The sequence below is a fragment of the Rhizobium ruizarguesonis genome (assembly GCF_012349115.1).
Classification (GTDB): domain Bacteria; phylum Pseudomonadota; class Alphaproteobacteria; order Rhizobiales; family Rhizobiaceae; genus Rhizobium; species Rhizobium ruizarguesonis.
In genome coordinates this window covers 40,089-54,201 of the sequence record NZ_PQIG01000071.1, presented here as the reverse complement: position 1 = coordinate 54,201, position 14,113 = coordinate 40,089, and the positions used below count along the sequence as shown (strand labels likewise).

Annotated in this window: 19 protein-coding genes; 5 read left to right on the top strand and 14 right to left on the bottom strand. The window is 62.0% G+C overall.

Features of this window, described 5'->3' with window-relative positions:
* Positions 1-4: 4 nt before the first annotated feature.
* The 6 genes from C3Y91_RS12835 to C3Y91_RS12810 all read right to left on the bottom strand — a co-directional run bounded on the left by C3Y91_RS12835 (position 5) and on the right by C3Y91_RS12810 (position 5,864).
* A complete protein-coding gene (locus C3Y91_RS12835) occupies positions 5-1,099 on the bottom strand; it encodes a hypothetical protein (RefSeq protein WP_168575400.1) in 1,095 nt (364 codons plus the stop codon).
* A 62-nt stretch (positions 1,100-1,161) separates the two neighbouring features.
* Positions 1,162-1,473: a hypothetical protein gene (locus tag C3Y91_RS12830; RefSeq protein WP_024322767.1), complete on the bottom strand. Its 312-nt coding sequence runs from the start codon at positions 1,471-1,473 to the stop codon at positions 1,162-1,164.
* A gap of 13 nt (positions 1,474-1,486) precedes the next feature.
* A complete protein-coding gene (locus C3Y91_RS12825) occupies positions 1,487-3,595 on the bottom strand; it encodes a hypothetical protein (RefSeq protein ID WP_075225290.1) in 2,109 nt (702 codons plus the stop codon).
* Positions 3,595-5,166, bottom strand: a complete 1,572-nt coding sequence (locus C3Y91_RS12820; RefSeq protein ID WP_075225291.1) for a terminase — start codon at positions 5,164-5,166, stop codon at positions 3,595-3,597. Before C3Y91_RS12820 ends, C3Y91_RS12825 begins: the two co-directional genes overlap by 1 nt.
* Positions 5,132-5,605, bottom strand: coding sequence for a terminase small subunit-like protein (locus C3Y91_RS12815; protein WP_075225292.1), 474 nt, complete (start codon positions 5,603-5,605; stop codon positions 5,132-5,134). The genes C3Y91_RS12820 and C3Y91_RS12815 overlap by 35 nt, the downstream gene beginning before the upstream one ends.
* A gap of 22 nt (positions 5,606-5,627) precedes the next feature.
* Positions 5,628-5,864 (bottom strand): spike base protein, RCAP_Rcc01079 family, encoded by a 237-nt coding sequence (locus tag C3Y91_RS12810; RefSeq protein WP_024322771.1) that lies wholly within the window; start codon positions 5,862-5,864, stop codon positions 5,628-5,630.
* A 707-nt stretch (positions 5,865-6,571) separates the two neighbouring features.
* Between C3Y91_RS12810 and C3Y91_RS12805 the strand changes: the two genes are divergently transcribed.
* Positions 6,572-7,453 (top strand): dienelactone hydrolase family protein, encoded by an 882-nt coding sequence (locus tag C3Y91_RS12805; RefSeq protein ID WP_075225293.1) that lies wholly within the window; start codon positions 6,572-6,574, stop codon positions 7,451-7,453.
* A gap of 116 nt (positions 7,454-7,569) precedes the next feature.
* Here the strand turns inward: C3Y91_RS12805 and C3Y91_RS12800 are convergent, their stop codons facing one another.
* Both C3Y91_RS12800 and C3Y91_RS12795 read right to left on the bottom strand, forming a co-directional pair.
* Entirely contained in the window at positions 7,570-8,100 is a 531-nt protein-coding gene (locus C3Y91_RS12800) for a YidB family protein (protein WP_130717022.1), read from the bottom strand.
* Between the two features lie 151 nt (positions 8,101-8,251).
* Complete coding sequence (locus tag C3Y91_RS12795) at positions 8,252-8,593, bottom strand: hypothetical protein (RefSeq protein WP_164021489.1); 342 nt, start codon at positions 8,591-8,593, stop codon at positions 8,252-8,254.
* 194 nt (positions 8,594-8,787) lie between these two features.
* On the opposite strand from C3Y91_RS12795, the gene C3Y91_RS12790 reads away from it, so the two are divergent.
* From C3Y91_RS12790 to C3Y91_RS12780, 3 genes are all read left to right on the top strand, one after another.
* Positions 8,788-9,117, top strand: a complete 330-nt coding sequence (locus tag C3Y91_RS12790; RefSeq protein WP_018068859.1) for an ArsR/SmtB family transcription factor — start codon at positions 8,788-8,790, stop codon at positions 9,115-9,117.
* Entirely contained in the window at positions 9,114-9,578 is a 465-nt protein-coding gene (locus C3Y91_RS12785; RefSeq protein ID WP_164021487.1) for an SRPBCC family protein, read from the top strand. Before C3Y91_RS12790 ends, C3Y91_RS12785 begins: the two co-directional genes overlap by 4 nt.
* A 64-nt stretch (positions 9,579-9,642) precedes the next feature.
* Positions 9,643-10,059: a GFA family protein gene (locus C3Y91_RS12780; RefSeq protein ID WP_018068861.1), complete on the top strand. Its 417-nt coding sequence runs from the start codon at positions 9,643-9,645 to the stop codon at positions 10,057-10,059.
* Positions 10,060-10,158: 99 nt separating this feature from the next.
* Here the strand turns inward: C3Y91_RS12780 and C3Y91_RS12775 are convergent, their stop codons facing one another.
* A complete protein-coding gene (locus tag C3Y91_RS12775; protein ID WP_130681327.1) occupies positions 10,159-10,566 on the bottom strand; it encodes a GFA family protein in 408 nt (135 codons plus the stop codon).
* A 13-nt stretch (positions 10,567-10,579) separates the two neighbouring features.
* Here C3Y91_RS12775 and C3Y91_RS12770 point away from each other — a divergent pair, with 13 nt between their 5' ends.
* Positions 10,580-10,813, top strand: coding sequence for a hypothetical protein (locus tag C3Y91_RS12770; protein ID WP_164021463.1), 234 nt, complete (start codon positions 10,580-10,582; stop codon positions 10,811-10,813).
* A 38-nt stretch (positions 10,814-10,851) separates the two neighbouring features.
* Here C3Y91_RS12770 and C3Y91_RS12765 read toward each other — a convergent pair whose 3' ends face one another.
* The 5 genes from C3Y91_RS12765 to C3Y91_RS12745 all read right to left on the bottom strand — a co-directional run bounded on the left by C3Y91_RS12765 (position 10,852) and on the right by C3Y91_RS12745 (position 14,073).
* On the bottom strand, positions 10,852-11,250 hold the full coding sequence (locus C3Y91_RS12765) for a hypothetical protein (protein ID WP_130681324.1): 399 nt from the start codon (positions 11,248-11,250) through the stop codon (positions 10,852-10,854).
* Between the two features lie 179 nt (positions 11,251-11,429).
* Entirely contained in the window at positions 11,430-12,332 is a 903-nt protein-coding gene (locus C3Y91_RS12760) for an NADP-dependent oxidoreductase (RefSeq protein WP_168575399.1), read from the bottom strand.
* Positions 12,333-12,416: 84 nt separating this feature from the next.
* Entirely contained in the window at positions 12,417-12,815 is a 399-nt protein-coding gene (locus C3Y91_RS12755; RefSeq protein ID WP_024322777.1) for a DoxX family protein, read from the bottom strand.
* A 32-nt stretch (positions 12,816-12,847) separates the two neighbouring features.
* Positions 12,848-13,228 carry a glutathione S-transferase N-terminal domain-containing protein gene (locus C3Y91_RS12750; RefSeq protein ID WP_075225300.1) on the bottom strand — a complete coding sequence of 127 codons (381 nt, stop codon included), beginning with the start codon at positions 13,226-13,228 and terminating at the stop codon, positions 12,848-12,850.
* Complete coding sequence (locus C3Y91_RS12745) at positions 13,225-14,073, bottom strand: DODA-type extradiol aromatic ring-opening family dioxygenase (RefSeq protein ID WP_075225301.1); 849 nt, start codon at positions 14,071-14,073, stop codon at positions 13,225-13,227. The genes C3Y91_RS12750 and C3Y91_RS12745 overlap by 4 nt, the downstream gene beginning before the upstream one ends.
* Between the last annotated feature and the right edge of the window lie 40 nt (positions 14,074-14,113).

Here is a 14,113-nt window from a genome sequence, read left to right as displayed (position 1 = left end):
TTGATCAGACTTGACCGCGCGAAAAACGCATGGCGTCGCGCAGCGAGTCTCGGATTGAGGTGGGCTGGCCTCTTGCCGCATCGCGGGTCGGGCCCGGCGCGGAAGATCCAGAGATGGATCGCGAGGCGCGGCGGGCTTGATCTGCCGCTGCTGCCCTCTGGGCTTGCTGTTGGTGAACGGGGGCCTGTGCAGTCTGGCTGATCAACTGCTGGCGAATGTCCGGGCGCATCCAGCATGCGGCGTCGTAGGCGTCCTGAAGCGATGATGCCCGCCCTGCGTTGATAAGGGCGATCATATCGTCCAGCACATCATCGGCGTGCGCGTTTGCCGGGTCGGAAAGGAAGGCATCGACTTGAGTTTCGGTGTCCCTTTTCCGCAGAACATGTTCGACCGTCGCCTCGACGTTGATGGGTCGAGGCTGCGGTCCTCCTTGCTGTAGTCCGGGCTGTGGTCCGGCCTGCTGCGAACTCCGCTGCAGGACCTGTTCCATCTGACCATTGACCAGGGCATGAAGATTGACCCCGGCCATCCTGGCGACGTGAACGACGGTGTTGACGGGATCGTGGATGAGCGCCTTTTCCCAGTCGATCGCCCGGCGCATGACATCGGCATGGGTCATGCCGGCCTGGCGGATGAGCGGCGTGAACTCCTCGAGCCCCTTGTAATCCTGCAGGACGCGGAAGCCGTTATCGACCTCCTGCTCCCGCTTGGTAATCGCCGCCTGCACTTCCCCGGGAAGGGTCGCGAATTGCGCCTTGGCTTCCGCCGACCAGCCGGGCGGAACCCGGCCGCCGATAGCTGCCGGCTGTTCGCCGCTCTGCGCTCGGCTTTGTACTTGCGGCGTCTGCTGCTGGGCGGCCAAAGCAGCGTTAGCTGCCGGCGCCTGCCCTGCCCTCGCCGCTGCGGCTTGCTCCTGCCCCTTGGCCAGGAAGCGGCCGTTTTCCCCGTCGCGCGGCTGGCCGGTTATATCGCCCGGTCCATTGCCTTCGACGGTGTCGATCGCCGCCTTCAGGCTGTCGCGGATGCTGACTGGCCTTTCGTCGAACGCGCCAAAATCTTCGCTGCCGTTGCCGGCCTCGTTCAGGTCTTCCATGTCCATGTCGGAAACTTCCTTTGTCGGGGATTGATGCCCGTAAAAACAAAAGGTTAGAGCAGTTTGTTCTAGGCGTTGTATTCGGCGTGAACCCGCCGCAGCTCCTTGCGGATCTCGGCACGATCGGTCTTCGGCTTCTCGATCGGCTGCGGCTTTTCGTTGCCGATCTCGACCACGCCGGCCGCTCGATAGGCCGAACGCAGCTTGGCCTTCGAGGTGTAATGCCTGCCGTCATGCATCGACTGGATGTCGATGCTGTCGCTGACGAAATGCGGCGCCGGCAGATCTGACTGCGCCGGGTTTTGGGCCGGCATGCAGTTGTGCGGCCATTTGTCGAGCGCGTGCCAGCCGCCGCAGACACGGCAATAACGTTCTCTCATGCTTCAACCCCAATCATTGATAGGCGGGCTGCTGCGCCTGGAACTGCTGCAAGGCCTGCGCCGCTGCCTCGCCGCGCGCCTGCTCGACCACGGCGCGATGCTCGATCTCGGCTTGCGCCACGCCAAGCTCGGCTTTCCGCTGTTCCGCACCGGCCTTCACCTCTGCCGTTTTCAGCTTGATCATCTGCTCGGCCGGCGGCTCCGGCGGTTGCTTCGGCGCGGTTGCGGCCTCGGAGAGCTGGGCGCCGACCTGCTCCAGCGTGCTTTCGAGCTGGCGCCCGGCCCTGAAGCCGCGGGCGGCAAAGAGCAGCGTCTCGAGCATCACGGGCACCAGCATCGGGTTCTGTTGTGCCATGGCGCCCGCCTGCTGCAGGAAGCCGCCGATCATCTGCACGAATTCCATGCGGCGCTGCTTTTCGGCGTCCTCGTCGGGCTCGATGGTCGAATCCGTTTCGATGTCGATCTGGAAGCCGCGAATGCTGTCATTGCGCAAGAGCTGCACGACCTCGTCGATCGTCGGTTGCTGCATCATCTGTTGAAGCTGCGGCGGCATCTCAGGTGGCGGTGGTGCGGGTTGCCCCATCTGCTCGGCCCGAGCTGCGGCCTGCTGCGCCGCCATCTGCATCTGCTGCATCTGCATTTGAACCTGCTGCTTCTCGGCCATGGTCGGCAGCTTGATGCCGCTGACGAGCATCAGCGTTTCCGGCTGGAACTGGTCGCAGATGATTTCGCCGGCAAGGCGGATGATGTCGCGGGCGAAGCGGGCAAGTTCGGACTGGCGGTCGCGGATGCGGATCGAGCCCCACTGGCTCTTGATGCGCTGCGCCGTTGCCGTCTCGGACGCCTGGGTATCGCCGCGGACGATGTCGGAGATGCCGGTGATCTGGTAGACTTCCTCGATCAGCTGCTTGCGGGCCTGGATGCAGGCGATGATCACCTTCTGCACCTCATCGATCGGCAGCGTCACGATGGCTTTCGAGCCGCCCTTGTCGGTGAAGGCCGCCCATTCCGGGATCGGCACCATCACGGTATCATTTTCCGGCCGCATCGCCTTCTCGATCGCCGGCGAGATCGCACCGTCGCCGGAGGGATAGAACACTTTCAGCCGCAGCTGGTCCGTCAGCTTGTTGACGCGCTTCGTCAAGAGATCGATCTCGTCGCATTGCTGCTGATAATAGACATAGTCGGGAACCGGGATCAGCGAGCTGGTCGACATCGTGCCGTAGGCCGGGCGCGGGCAAGGCCAGAAGTGTGTCAGATCCAGCGGCGGCTCCGACACTTCCAGCGCCACCGGCGCGCCATCGGCGATCCAGACGGTATAGTTCTCGCTCTTGCACCAGATCTCCCAGACATGGGTCTTGCCTTCGTTCTCGGCGCGCTCCGTCTGATTGCTGCCCTTGTTGCTGCCGGCGCCTTGCGCCTGGAGCGATGTCATGGCGTCAGGGCCGAAGCGTTTCTCCAGCTCCTCGTCGGTCATCGGCACGCGGCGCGCCACCCATGTCACATCCTTCCAGCGGCGGGCCGGCGAGTGCAGGAAGTCGGACCAGTGGACATAATCGATGCAGACGCGCTCGTCGCTGATCGCCTCGGGCGGCGCTCCGTCATCCTCGCCCATGCCGCCGAGGAGACCTTCGGGCAAGCCCCCATTCGCAGGCGGGTCGGAAGGCTGGACGCCCATGTCGAGCGGCTCGAAATCGGCCTCGTAACGCAGCCACACCGTGCCGCGGGCGCAGAGCAGGAAATCGTCGCGCACCGCCCGCATGATCGAATCGATATCGGCTTCGTCGCCCATATAGGCGAGGTTGCGTTCGACGAGCTCCGAGGCCATGCGCGCCACCGGCTGGGCGTCCTTGAAGCGACGCTCGACGACCGGCTGCGGCACCCGGGCATAGACGGCCGGCTGCAGCACCGAGGTGTTGGCCCACAGCATCGGAAACCTTCGCTTGGCCGCATTCGTCTGGTCCGACTGCTGGTCGAGATAGATCTTCTCGATCTTGACGCAGCGGTCGTGCCAGGATCTGAAATAACGTTGCGCGCGCTCGAGCTCCTGCTGCCAACGGGTGCCGACCTTTGCCAGGTCCCATTGCTGCCCACCCTCCAAAGCCGTTGTTTCGTCTTCCATCAAACACGCTCGCTGTAGGTAGGGGTGGTATCGGCAAATTCGTTGAAGGTCATCGTCTGGAAGGTCGGGAGCGCCTTGGCCTGCGGCTTCAGCGGTTCCGGCGCCAGGCCGGTGAAGATGATCGCCAGACCGCCGAAAGCATCCGCACCATGCGAAGCCCAGTTGTGCAGAGGCTCGTCGCGGAAGACACTCAAATCCTCGTCCCAGTCCTTGCGGTAGTTCCGCAGGCACTTGACGCCCTGGATGCAGCCGGCCTGGTCGAACTCGATCTTTGCCAGAATGCGCCTGGTGCCGTTGATGCGGTCGTGGACATAGGCGCGCTCGATCTTACGGACCGTGCCAAGGCCGCGGGCCTTGACCTCTCTCAGCATCACCTCGATGCGGGTCATGCCGCCGCGCGTCCATTCCCTGACCTTGATGTCATGCGGCATGTTGTGGACGCCATAGACATAATCATGTTCGGCCCCGCGCCGCTCCAGCTCGTCGAGCATGCCGTCCATGCCGGTGCCGGTATGCTCGAAATAACCGATCATCCGGACACGGCCGGGCAGCACCTGAAACAGCCAGACGCTGTTGGTATCGTCCATGCCGATGTCGGAGATGGTATGGACGGGATAACCGTCCACGTGCGGATAAACCCCGATGCGCTCTTCGGCATCGGCCACCGCCATCTGATCGGCGTAATAGGCGCCTTCGACGCTCGCTTCGAAAGCTTCGGCCGGCGTCGAGGGATATTCGCGCTTCATGTCGCCGAGCTGGGTTTCGGCCTTCTTGACGTACCAGGCCTTCTGCCGGTCCGTCAGCGTGATGCCCTGATCGGCCAGATTGCGGAAATACTTTGCGAAAGCATCGGTGATGATGACGCCTTCAGGCGCGATCGCATATTGCGGCTCCTTCCACCAGGGGAAGAAATGGAATTTGAAGTCCAGTTCGGTCAGCTTCGCCGCCTGGCGCTGCTTGACCTGGCCATCCTCGCAGAGCGTGTAGAAATGCCCTTCCTGGCCCTCCGCCGTGCTTTCGACGAAGACCAGCTGGCCGGCCTGCACGGTATTCAAAGCGCCGGTGCGGACTTCCCTCGCCTTGTCGGGATATTTCGCGCAAAGCTTCCCATATTCGGAAATATGAAGATATTGCAGCGTTCCCGAGCGCAGTGAGGTGCCGACACGGATGCTCGAATTATTGCCAAGCAGCAGTTCGGTCTGGTTGGCCCTGACGACAGGCACGGCGTTACGAATGCCGTCGGGCAGATTGTCATAGGGATATTTGATCTTGTCCCGGAAGATCGTCTGCACGTCGCCCAGCGTATGGGCGATGGTGCCGGCGCGGATATCCCGGTTGAAGACGCAGGCATCGAGCATGAAGATCTGAATGAAGGTCGTGAGACCCAGCTGGCGGGCTTTCAGCAGCACATTGAGGTAATGCATCTGCTCGAAAAAGGTCATCTGCGTCCAGTTCATCTCAAACCTGACGCGTTTGCCCGATTTGTCGGTGATCCAATAGAGGTTGTTCAGACGCCAGCGCCAGTCGGAAAACTGGTCAACGGCCGTTTGGAAGTCCGCGCGTCTTGCCATTGATATCTTCCAGCAACTGCGAAACCTCGCCGGTGACGACGCCATGGTCGGGCTCGACTTTGGAACCGTATTTCTTCGGCTTCAGTTTCTCGGCGACCCACTGACGGGTGGCGATGCGAAGCTGCGACCGGCGGATGGCTTCGCCATTCTCCTGCCAGCCGGTGGTCTCGCCGCTCGCGTTCTTCTTTTCGATCCAGTCGTCTGCACGATCATCGGCAATCTCGACCATCTCATCGACAAAGCCATCCGCCTGAATCTCGCGCGCCAGGGCGTATTTGGCCCGAAAACCGGCCTTGTCGTCATCGGCGAGCCAGGACAGCACGCTCGACATCGCCGGCATCGCTTCATCCCGGCAGATCGACCGGAGGCTTTCCCTGTCGGCGATGCGCTCGCAAATCCTGTCGGCAATCGCCTGGGTGAACTTGATGGGTCTGCCCATGAGGCGCCGCTTCTGGAGGGTTCTAGAACAGCGCGACGATGTTGGAGGCCGTGGTCCCGGTCAGCGCCACGATGGCGGCGTGAACCGGCAGGATCGTCCCGGCAGGCACGCTCCTGAAGATCACAGGATCCATGTCCCGGCGCGGCGCAATGGCAACGTCACCCGTCGTGCCGATATAAAGCGCGCGCGCACCGACGATGGCGGTATCGCTCGGCGTTACCACTGCAGCCCGCGAGGCCGGAGCAATCGAAGCGTCCATTGCAGTTCTCCTTGGAAGAGGCGAGCGCTACCCGGCCCGATCCCCAATGTGATCGAACATGAAAGGTCAGGCGGAAGAGGATGAGGGTCAATGATGATCTGGGGACGCCGGCCGGACGGTGACAGACACACCGATCGGAGGGCGGCGCCGACTTGGTCGACATCACCTTCTGGATTCAAATTTCGCAGCTTGGATTTACGGTAGTCATAACTGATTTGCCGGGGGGTGATCAACGGCTAATCGTGAGTCTCGCGTCAGTTCGAAACCGAGCCTGCTCGACCCGATGGTGCCAGATTGCTCTACCCCGCGCCGGCGGCAGATTTGTCGGAACACCGCCCCATACTCCGTCATCCTCGGCTCAGGTGTAAAGCCCGAGGATGACGGAGCAAGGGGTGGGCGCTGTGGAAAATCTGCGGTGGTGGCTCACTGACGCTGACGGATGTTATTGACCGATCAGCGCGGTCTTGGCCCGCCTCGCGATCTGGTTCGGCATGTCACCGTACGATCGGAGGGCGGCGCCGACTTGGTCGACATTCCCTCTTGATTCAAATTTCGCAGCTTGGATTTGCGGTAGTGATAAATGATCCGCCGGGGGGTGATCAAGGGCTTTTGATCACGGGTCATGCGCCGGTTTGAAATCGACCCAACCCGACCCAATCGGCGGCAGAACGCCTCACCGCTTTGCGAGCCTTCAGCTCCGGCGTACAATGAGCAGGCTGTTGAACAAACGGTGGAGAAGTTCAGTGAAAACCACCAGACTTTTTCTTTGCCTTGTCGCTTTTCTCGGCGCCACGTTCGCTAGAAACCCGGCTGATGCCGACGAGCTGGTTCACTTCGAAAGCGCGCCCATCAAGCTCAGCCCGTTTCGAATTCGTAAGGCCAATGAACAGGGAGAGAACCTCCCTCAACCGCAAGGCACGCCATTACTGGGATATGTGTCCCGCCCCCAGGGTGATGGTCCCTTCCCGGCGGTCGTCGTCATGCATGGATGCGGCGGCATGCGTTTGAGCGTCAAAGACCTATGGCCGAAACGGCTGGTCTCATGGGGTTATGTCGTGTTGGTTGTCGACAGCTTCACCACCCGCAACATCCAGGACACGTGCCAAAGCTATCTCCCCGATCGCGTCTTCGACGCCTATGGCGCTTTGGATTTTTTATCGAAATCGAGCTTTGTCGATATCAGCCGCGTCGCCCTGATGGGCTTTTCAGCGGGCGGCACGGCGACGCTGGAGGGAACAAAAATCGAAGGCAACGAACAGCTGATGGACCGCAAATTCAGGGCAGCGGTTGCCTACTATCCCCTCTGTGCGGCAAGTCAGGGCGATGCGACAGTGCCGACCTTGATCTTGAGTGGCGACCGAGACAATTGGAGCCCGGCCGACCGATGCCGGAAGAGGCTTGCCGGTCTGAGTGACAATAGCCCGCCCATCGAGCTCAATATCTACAAGGGTACCTACCACGATTTTGATGCCCCGGAGTTTAAGGTGGGGCGGAGGGTGTTTGGCCATATCGAAAAATACAATCCAGACGCCGCCGAAAAGTCCATCAGCAGCGTTCACACATTCCTTCAGAAATACCTCTCGAACTAACGCGCGAACTCGAAGCGCGCCGTCTGTCTGATGCCGGCCTCGCCGCCCGTGTCGTCCGCGAAGACGTCATCACGCGCGGCGGCGGCCTGCTGGTTGTGTGCCCGTTCGTCCCGATATCAGATGGTGCTCGGCCGCGCGGAGGTGGTGGATTGGCTGGCGGAAGACATAAACTCTTCGGCGGTCGGCAGTTTTCCCTGTGGGGTCAGGTCGTCGACGGCCTTGGGAAGATCGCGGCTCAGCCGATCCAGAATCTGCTGATGTGAAAGGCCGGTATTCGAAGCGATCTCGTTCAGAACGTCCGGGCCTAGTGCTTCGGCGAGCTGGCCGTCATTGATGTCGGCATTCTGGCCCGGCTGTACCCATGAGTCGATCTTGTCACCGTGACCGTTCTGCTGAAACGTCTTCAGGAGATCGCCCAGACCGCCGCTGACGATGCCGCCGGATGTCAGCCCGCCGAGCAGGCCGCCGAGACCGCCCGAACCACCCAGTCCGCCAAGGATGCCCCCAAGCCCGCCCGGCTGCTGGTTTCCCCCGCCAGACTGTTGAGGGTTCTGGATGCCCCGCAGGAGCTCCCCGATCTTGTCCCTGTTCTGGTAGCCGGCAACGGCAAGGACGGCGAGAAGCGCCTTCAATTGACCGCTCATCATGATGAATCCTCCAATGGTGCTTCAACAGTGCAGGCGGCCCAAAGCAGAGCGCTGCATGGGCAGCAATGTTCGGATTGCCCAAAGGTTCCGCGCCGGCCGCATTCGGTCGACGATCGCGAAGGCCGGCCGATTTTATTACTCACGCCACGGCTCAGATTTCCGGGCAGCCTCGCTGGTTGGCGAAGGTCATTCGCTCCGGTCCACGGCGCGTCATCCCCTGGACAACGATGCTGCGGGAAGACATGCGTATGATCTGCGCCCTGCGAAGTCCTTCGCTGCGTGCGATGTCGAGGGCATCGTCCGGATCGCAGCGTCGCCGTCCGCGCCGGTCATATCGGTCATATCGGTCAGGGTCGCGATCACGATCGTAAACGCCGAGTCCGCCGGGGCCAATACGCAATTCCAAGTCCTGCGCGGCGGCGATCGTCGGCGAGATCGTCAGCCCGGTTATCGCGGCCAAGCCGACTAGGACAAACTGAAGAGATTGACGCATAACTTCCTCCCACGGTGCTATCACCATCGGAGTAGCAACATCGCCAGGCGCGTTTTGTTCCTCAAGGCAAGAGGGCGTTGAATCACTCCGCAAGAACAGCCGAACGCGCCGCCACCTGAGCGGCGCAGCGACTGGCCGTCGATAAAAACCAATTAGTATTGACTCATCAATTAGCATACGCTATTGATTTCTCCATGACCGAAGCCGTTTCCATCACCGTCGTCATGCGCGCGCTTGCCGATCCCACACGTCGGGCCGTGTTTGAGCAGATCGTCAACGCCGATGAGATCACCGTCGTCGAACTGACGCGGGCAAGCAGCGTCACGCAGGGCGCGGTTTCGCAGCACCTCAAGGCGCTGAAACAGGCGGGCCTCGTCACTGAGCGCCCCGAGGGCCGGAAGGTCTATTACCGCGCCGAGCCGGAAGGCCTGGAGCCACTTGTGGACTGGATGAGCCATTACGGCGTCTTCTGGCGCGACCGTTTTGCCAATCTCAGAACTTTGCTGAAGGAAATCGATCCATGAGCGACGCCGCATTGAAGCCCGACACGCAAGAGATCGTGGTTGACGAGGTTTTCCCGCATCGGCCGGAGACGATCTGGAAAACACTGACCACGGCCAATCTGATGGGCCGCTGGCTGATGATGCCGGCGGGCTTCGAGCCGGTGGAAGGCAAACGCTTCACCTACCGGACGACGCCGGCCGGCGCCTGGGACGGCACAATTCACTGCCAGGTGCTGGAGGTGAAGCCGAACGAGCGTCTCTCCTATGCCTGGAAAGGCGGGCATGAGGGAAATACCGGCTACGGCTCCCCGCTCAACACTGTCGTCACCTTCATCCTGTCCGAGGTCGAAGCCGGCACCCGGCTTCGCCTCATCCATTCCGGCTTCGTCCTGCCCAGGAATGAAACCGCCTTCCAGAAGATGGGCGAAGGCTGGAAGAAGGTCGTGAAGAATATCGGCGCCATCGTCGACGAGACGGACTGAGGCGACCGACATCGCGCTTGCCGACGCAACATTTTATTGAGCAGCGCTTCATCAGGAGAAAGATATGAGCAAGCCTTACACCGGCGGATGCGCCTGCGGTGCGATCCACTATGAAATCGCGGCCGAGCCGATTGCGATGAACGACTGCCAGTGCCGCGACTGCCAGGCGACCAGCGGCACCGGGCACGGATCCTATCTGACCTTCCCAAGCCGGCAGGCGGTGAAGCTCGACGGCAAGGCGACGCATTGGGACATGGTCGCCGACAGCGGCAACGTCAAGACGCGCGGCTTCTGCCCCGCCTGCGGCACGCCGGTCTACCTCACCTTCTCTGCCATGCCCGATCTCTTTACCATTCACGCCGCCAGCCTCGACGATCCCACCCGATACCAGCCGCAGATGGTGACTTACACCGTGCGCGGCCTCGCCTGGGACCGGGTCGATCCGGCGGTGCCGAAATTCGAGACGATGCCGCCGATGTGACGCCGGTTCGCGGCCGCTCGAAACGCACAAGAGCGGCTGCTGCGCGCGGGCGATTTCGAGCGCCCGCTCAAGCTGGTGATGCCGGCGATGCCAGGAGAGTCAATTTCCGGCAAGACGCTCGATTGGTTCGGCCAAGTCGATCCAATGCGGGCGATTGTCCCACCAATGAACATGATCCGGCGCGGGAAAGGACGGATCGGCGAATGTGCCGCCGGCGATGACGACGGTGCCGGGAAAATATGTTCCGGATTTCGAAAATCCGCCCCCGCCGCAGATCCGGCAAAAGGCTTTCATCACATCCGGTGTGGTTTCGCCTTGCGGATACCACACGGAATATTCTCCGGAGACGACCCGGACATTTTCCTCGGGGAACCACACATTGTGCGCAAGCGCACTGCCGGATGCACGCTGACAACGCGTGCAGGTGCAGACGTGGTTGTGCACAGGATCGCCATCGACCTCCAGGGACAGGGCGCCACAGGTACACTTCGCATGAAAGATGGGCATAGGGGCAAATTCCGTGCTTCCTGACGGCAATCGATCCTACGACGCAGGAATCGACAAGGTCGATCATCAATTTACCCACGCTTTCGAATGCGACCAAGCGTCACCGGATGGAAGCGCCGTCGTCGCGGCGACGACGCATCGGCGTTTTCGAGAGATCCGGCTCACGCAGTCGCGCAAAAGTGTGCAGCGGTTTTGCGATAACGACATGCGTAAAAACAAGGACCTAAAGCGCAAGGAGCGAATCTGAAAGATTGCGACGCGCTTTAGAAGCGCTGCATGGCGGCGTCAAGGGAAGATGCCCGCCATTTTGAGCTTGTCGCAGAAGCTCGCTATGGCTTTCGCGACGCCTTGGCTGCAGGGAAACTTGAATGGTCGCGTGGCTTCCTGAGTCAGAATCGGCTCGCCCGTTGCGGCGTCACGGCCGGTGACATGCGTCGTCAGCAGGATGCCGCAGGCCGCGCCGGCAGCCTCGTCGATCGCCATCTGGACGTCGCCAAGATAGGCATCGCTGGGGACGTCGATGATGAAGGCCGTGAAATATCGCACGCCGCGACTTCCCGCCACGGCCTTGGCCAGGCTTGCATGCGCCTCGGAGACCCCAATCTCCTTCTCCGGCGGCCACATTACATCACTTGCAGGCCACGCCTCATCTTCCACGGCTTCGCCGATCGGCTGCTCACGCATATCCGCTCTCCATATCTTCGGTTTTCAGATGGCGGCCGCCGCGCCGATGTTCTTATTATGTTCTGATAACCAAGAGAGTCAAGACGGGTGTTTTGCTGTGAGTGTCCTTCCAGTGCAACCACCGGAGCGTGGTGCAGGATCAAGAGATCTGCACCCCGCTCCGGCCCTGTCTTCAACCCTCAATGCTTGAGCACGACCTTGCCCCGGGCTCCGGCTGCGACCGCATTCTGCGCCGCACCGATCTCCTCCAGGGTGAAGGTATGGGAAATCGGGATGACCAGGAGGCCGCGCACGGCAGCATCCAGCACGGCGTCGAGCGTCGCCGCGTCGGTGCGGTGGAAGAGTTCATGGATGGTGACGCGGTCTCCGGCATTGGCGCCTTCCGGCACCGGAACGATGCTGGCGACCGTACCGCCATCGCGGACATTGCCGATGAGGTTGCCGGCCACCGGGCCGGCCGCGCTGATCGCATAGGCAAAGTCCGGGCTTGCGGCGGGGAGCGTGATGTCGAGCGCTTCGCCGGCCAGTTCCCGGCCTTCGCCCAGCCGCTCGGGACGAACGCCGGCCACCGGCTTGGCGCCGATCTGCTTGAGATATTGGATGGCCGAACGGCCGACGGTGCCGAGGCCGCCGGAGACCAGAACCCGGTCGCCGGCCTTGACATCAAGCGCCTCGACGGCCTGGCGTCCGGTCAACCCGGCCTTGACCAGCGACGCCCCGTCTTCGAAGCTCAGGCCAGCCGGCAGCTTGGCAGCGGATGTGGCGGGAAGCACGCCATATTCGGCATGGGCGCCTTTGCCGTTTGCCGCGAAATCGGCAACGACCCGGTCACCGACCGCAAAGCCGGTGACGCCGTCGCCGAGTGCCAAGATGGTGCCGGCCGCGTCGCCGCCGATCACGGCCGGCAGCGGCAGCGGGATGAACTTGGCCATGAAACCCTGGCGGAGAATGAGGTCGAAAGGATTGACGGCGGAGGCTTCGATCTTGATCAGGATCTCGCCCGGTCCGGGCTTCGGCGTCGGGATATCGCCGATTTCGAACTGATCGACATCGCCGTAGGATTTGAGAAGGGCCGCTTTCATCGTGGATCTCCAGAACTGTCGTCGCGTTTGGGCGTGAGACCAGGCCGCCGGCCGGCAGCCTGGTATAGGCAGGTTCCTGCCGTCTTAAGCCGTGGCCGGACGACGCGCGCTGTCGAGCGTCCATGCGCCACCACCGGCAAAGGCGATGTAGAGGAAGATGAAGCAGAACAGGATGGCGACTTCGCCCATGTTCAGCGCCGGCCAGAAGCCATAGGGCATGTGGCCCATGAAGTAGGCGGCTGCCATTTCGCCCGAAGCGATGAAAGCGGCGATGCGCGTTTGAAATCCGACGAGCATCAGGGCCGAGGTGATCACCTCGATGGCGCCGGCAATGATCATGATGGTGGGAAGCGGATAGGGCACGCCCTGAATCGGACCCGGAAATTGCAGGAATTTCATGGTCGCGTGTTCGAGGAAGAGAAGCGCGGTGATGATGCGCAGGATGGCGAGGACATATGGCGTCCATTTGCTGGTATCGGTCATCGGGATTTTCCAAAGAGGGTTGATGGGAGGGCTCAGGCGACGGATGCCGCCTTCTTCAGTTCCTGGTTTTCTTTCCAGAGCTTCATCGACATGGCGAAGACGCCGTCGACATAGTTCCGGTAGACGGTCATGCCGGCCGGATCGCGGCCTGCCTTGGCTGCAAAGAACGCAACGATGTCGTCGGATTCGGTGACGTATCGGCCGGGCTCAAGCTGCGCGGCGGGAAAGCTCACCTTGTCGAGATGCGGCTGAAGCTCGGCGCGGATCTTCTTCTCGTGCTCGCTGTCGGAAACGAAGTCGCGGGTTTCGACGTCCGGGGCCAGTCCCGATTCCAGAAGAAACAGGCGAACCTTGAGGCAGAAGGGGCAGTTTTCCTTGAGATAGACGATCGGCTTGAACGTTGCGCTGGTCATTGCGCATCTCCTTTTGATTGAGGGGCGGAGGGAACATCGCCGAAGCGGAAGCTCGATGCGGTCAGGCCGCCGGCGAAGTCTTTCTGGTGATAGGTGACGGCGCCCGGCTCGTCCTCGGCCGCCCCCACCGCCACCATCAAGGGGATCAGGTGGTCCTCACGCGGATGCGCCGCGCGGGCGGCGGGCGCCTTCTCCCATGCGACAAGCCGTTCGGTGCGCCGGTCGAACGGCGAGCGGATCAGCGTCTCCTGCAGCCAGGCGTCAAAAAGACGGGACGGGCCGTGTCCGGCCGTGCCCTGTATCGCCGACAGGTTGTGGTAGCTGAGGCCGCTGCCGATGATCAGCACGCCTTCGTCACGCAGCGACGCGAGCGCCCGACCGACCTTGAGATGCAGCGCCGGATCGTAGCCGGCATCCAGCGAGAGCTGGACCACGGGGATGTCCTCGTTCGGATAGAGCGGCTTCATCAGGCTGAAGGTGCCGTGATCGAAGCCGCGGGTGGGGTCGGGCCTGGCGTCGATGCCGGCGGAGTGCAGCAGATCCTGCACTTGACGCGCCAGCTCGGGGGAGCCCGGCGCGCCATATTTGATCTGATAGAGATAGTCGGGGAAGCCGCTGTAGTCGTAGACCATGCCCGGGTTGCTGCCCGAAGAGACGGCAAAGCCCCTCTCCTCCCAGTGGCCCGAAACGACCAGCACCGCCTTGGGCAGATCCTGAAGTTCGGCCCGCATCTCGATCAGGGATTGCTCGAGCTTGTCGAAATTGCTGCGAAAGCCACCGGTCATATAGGGCCAGGGGCCGCCGCCATGGCTGAGGAAATAGGTGGGCAGTCTTGATGTCCTCACGTCGCCATTCCTTTTCGGCACCGCCGCTGCGTCTGGACAG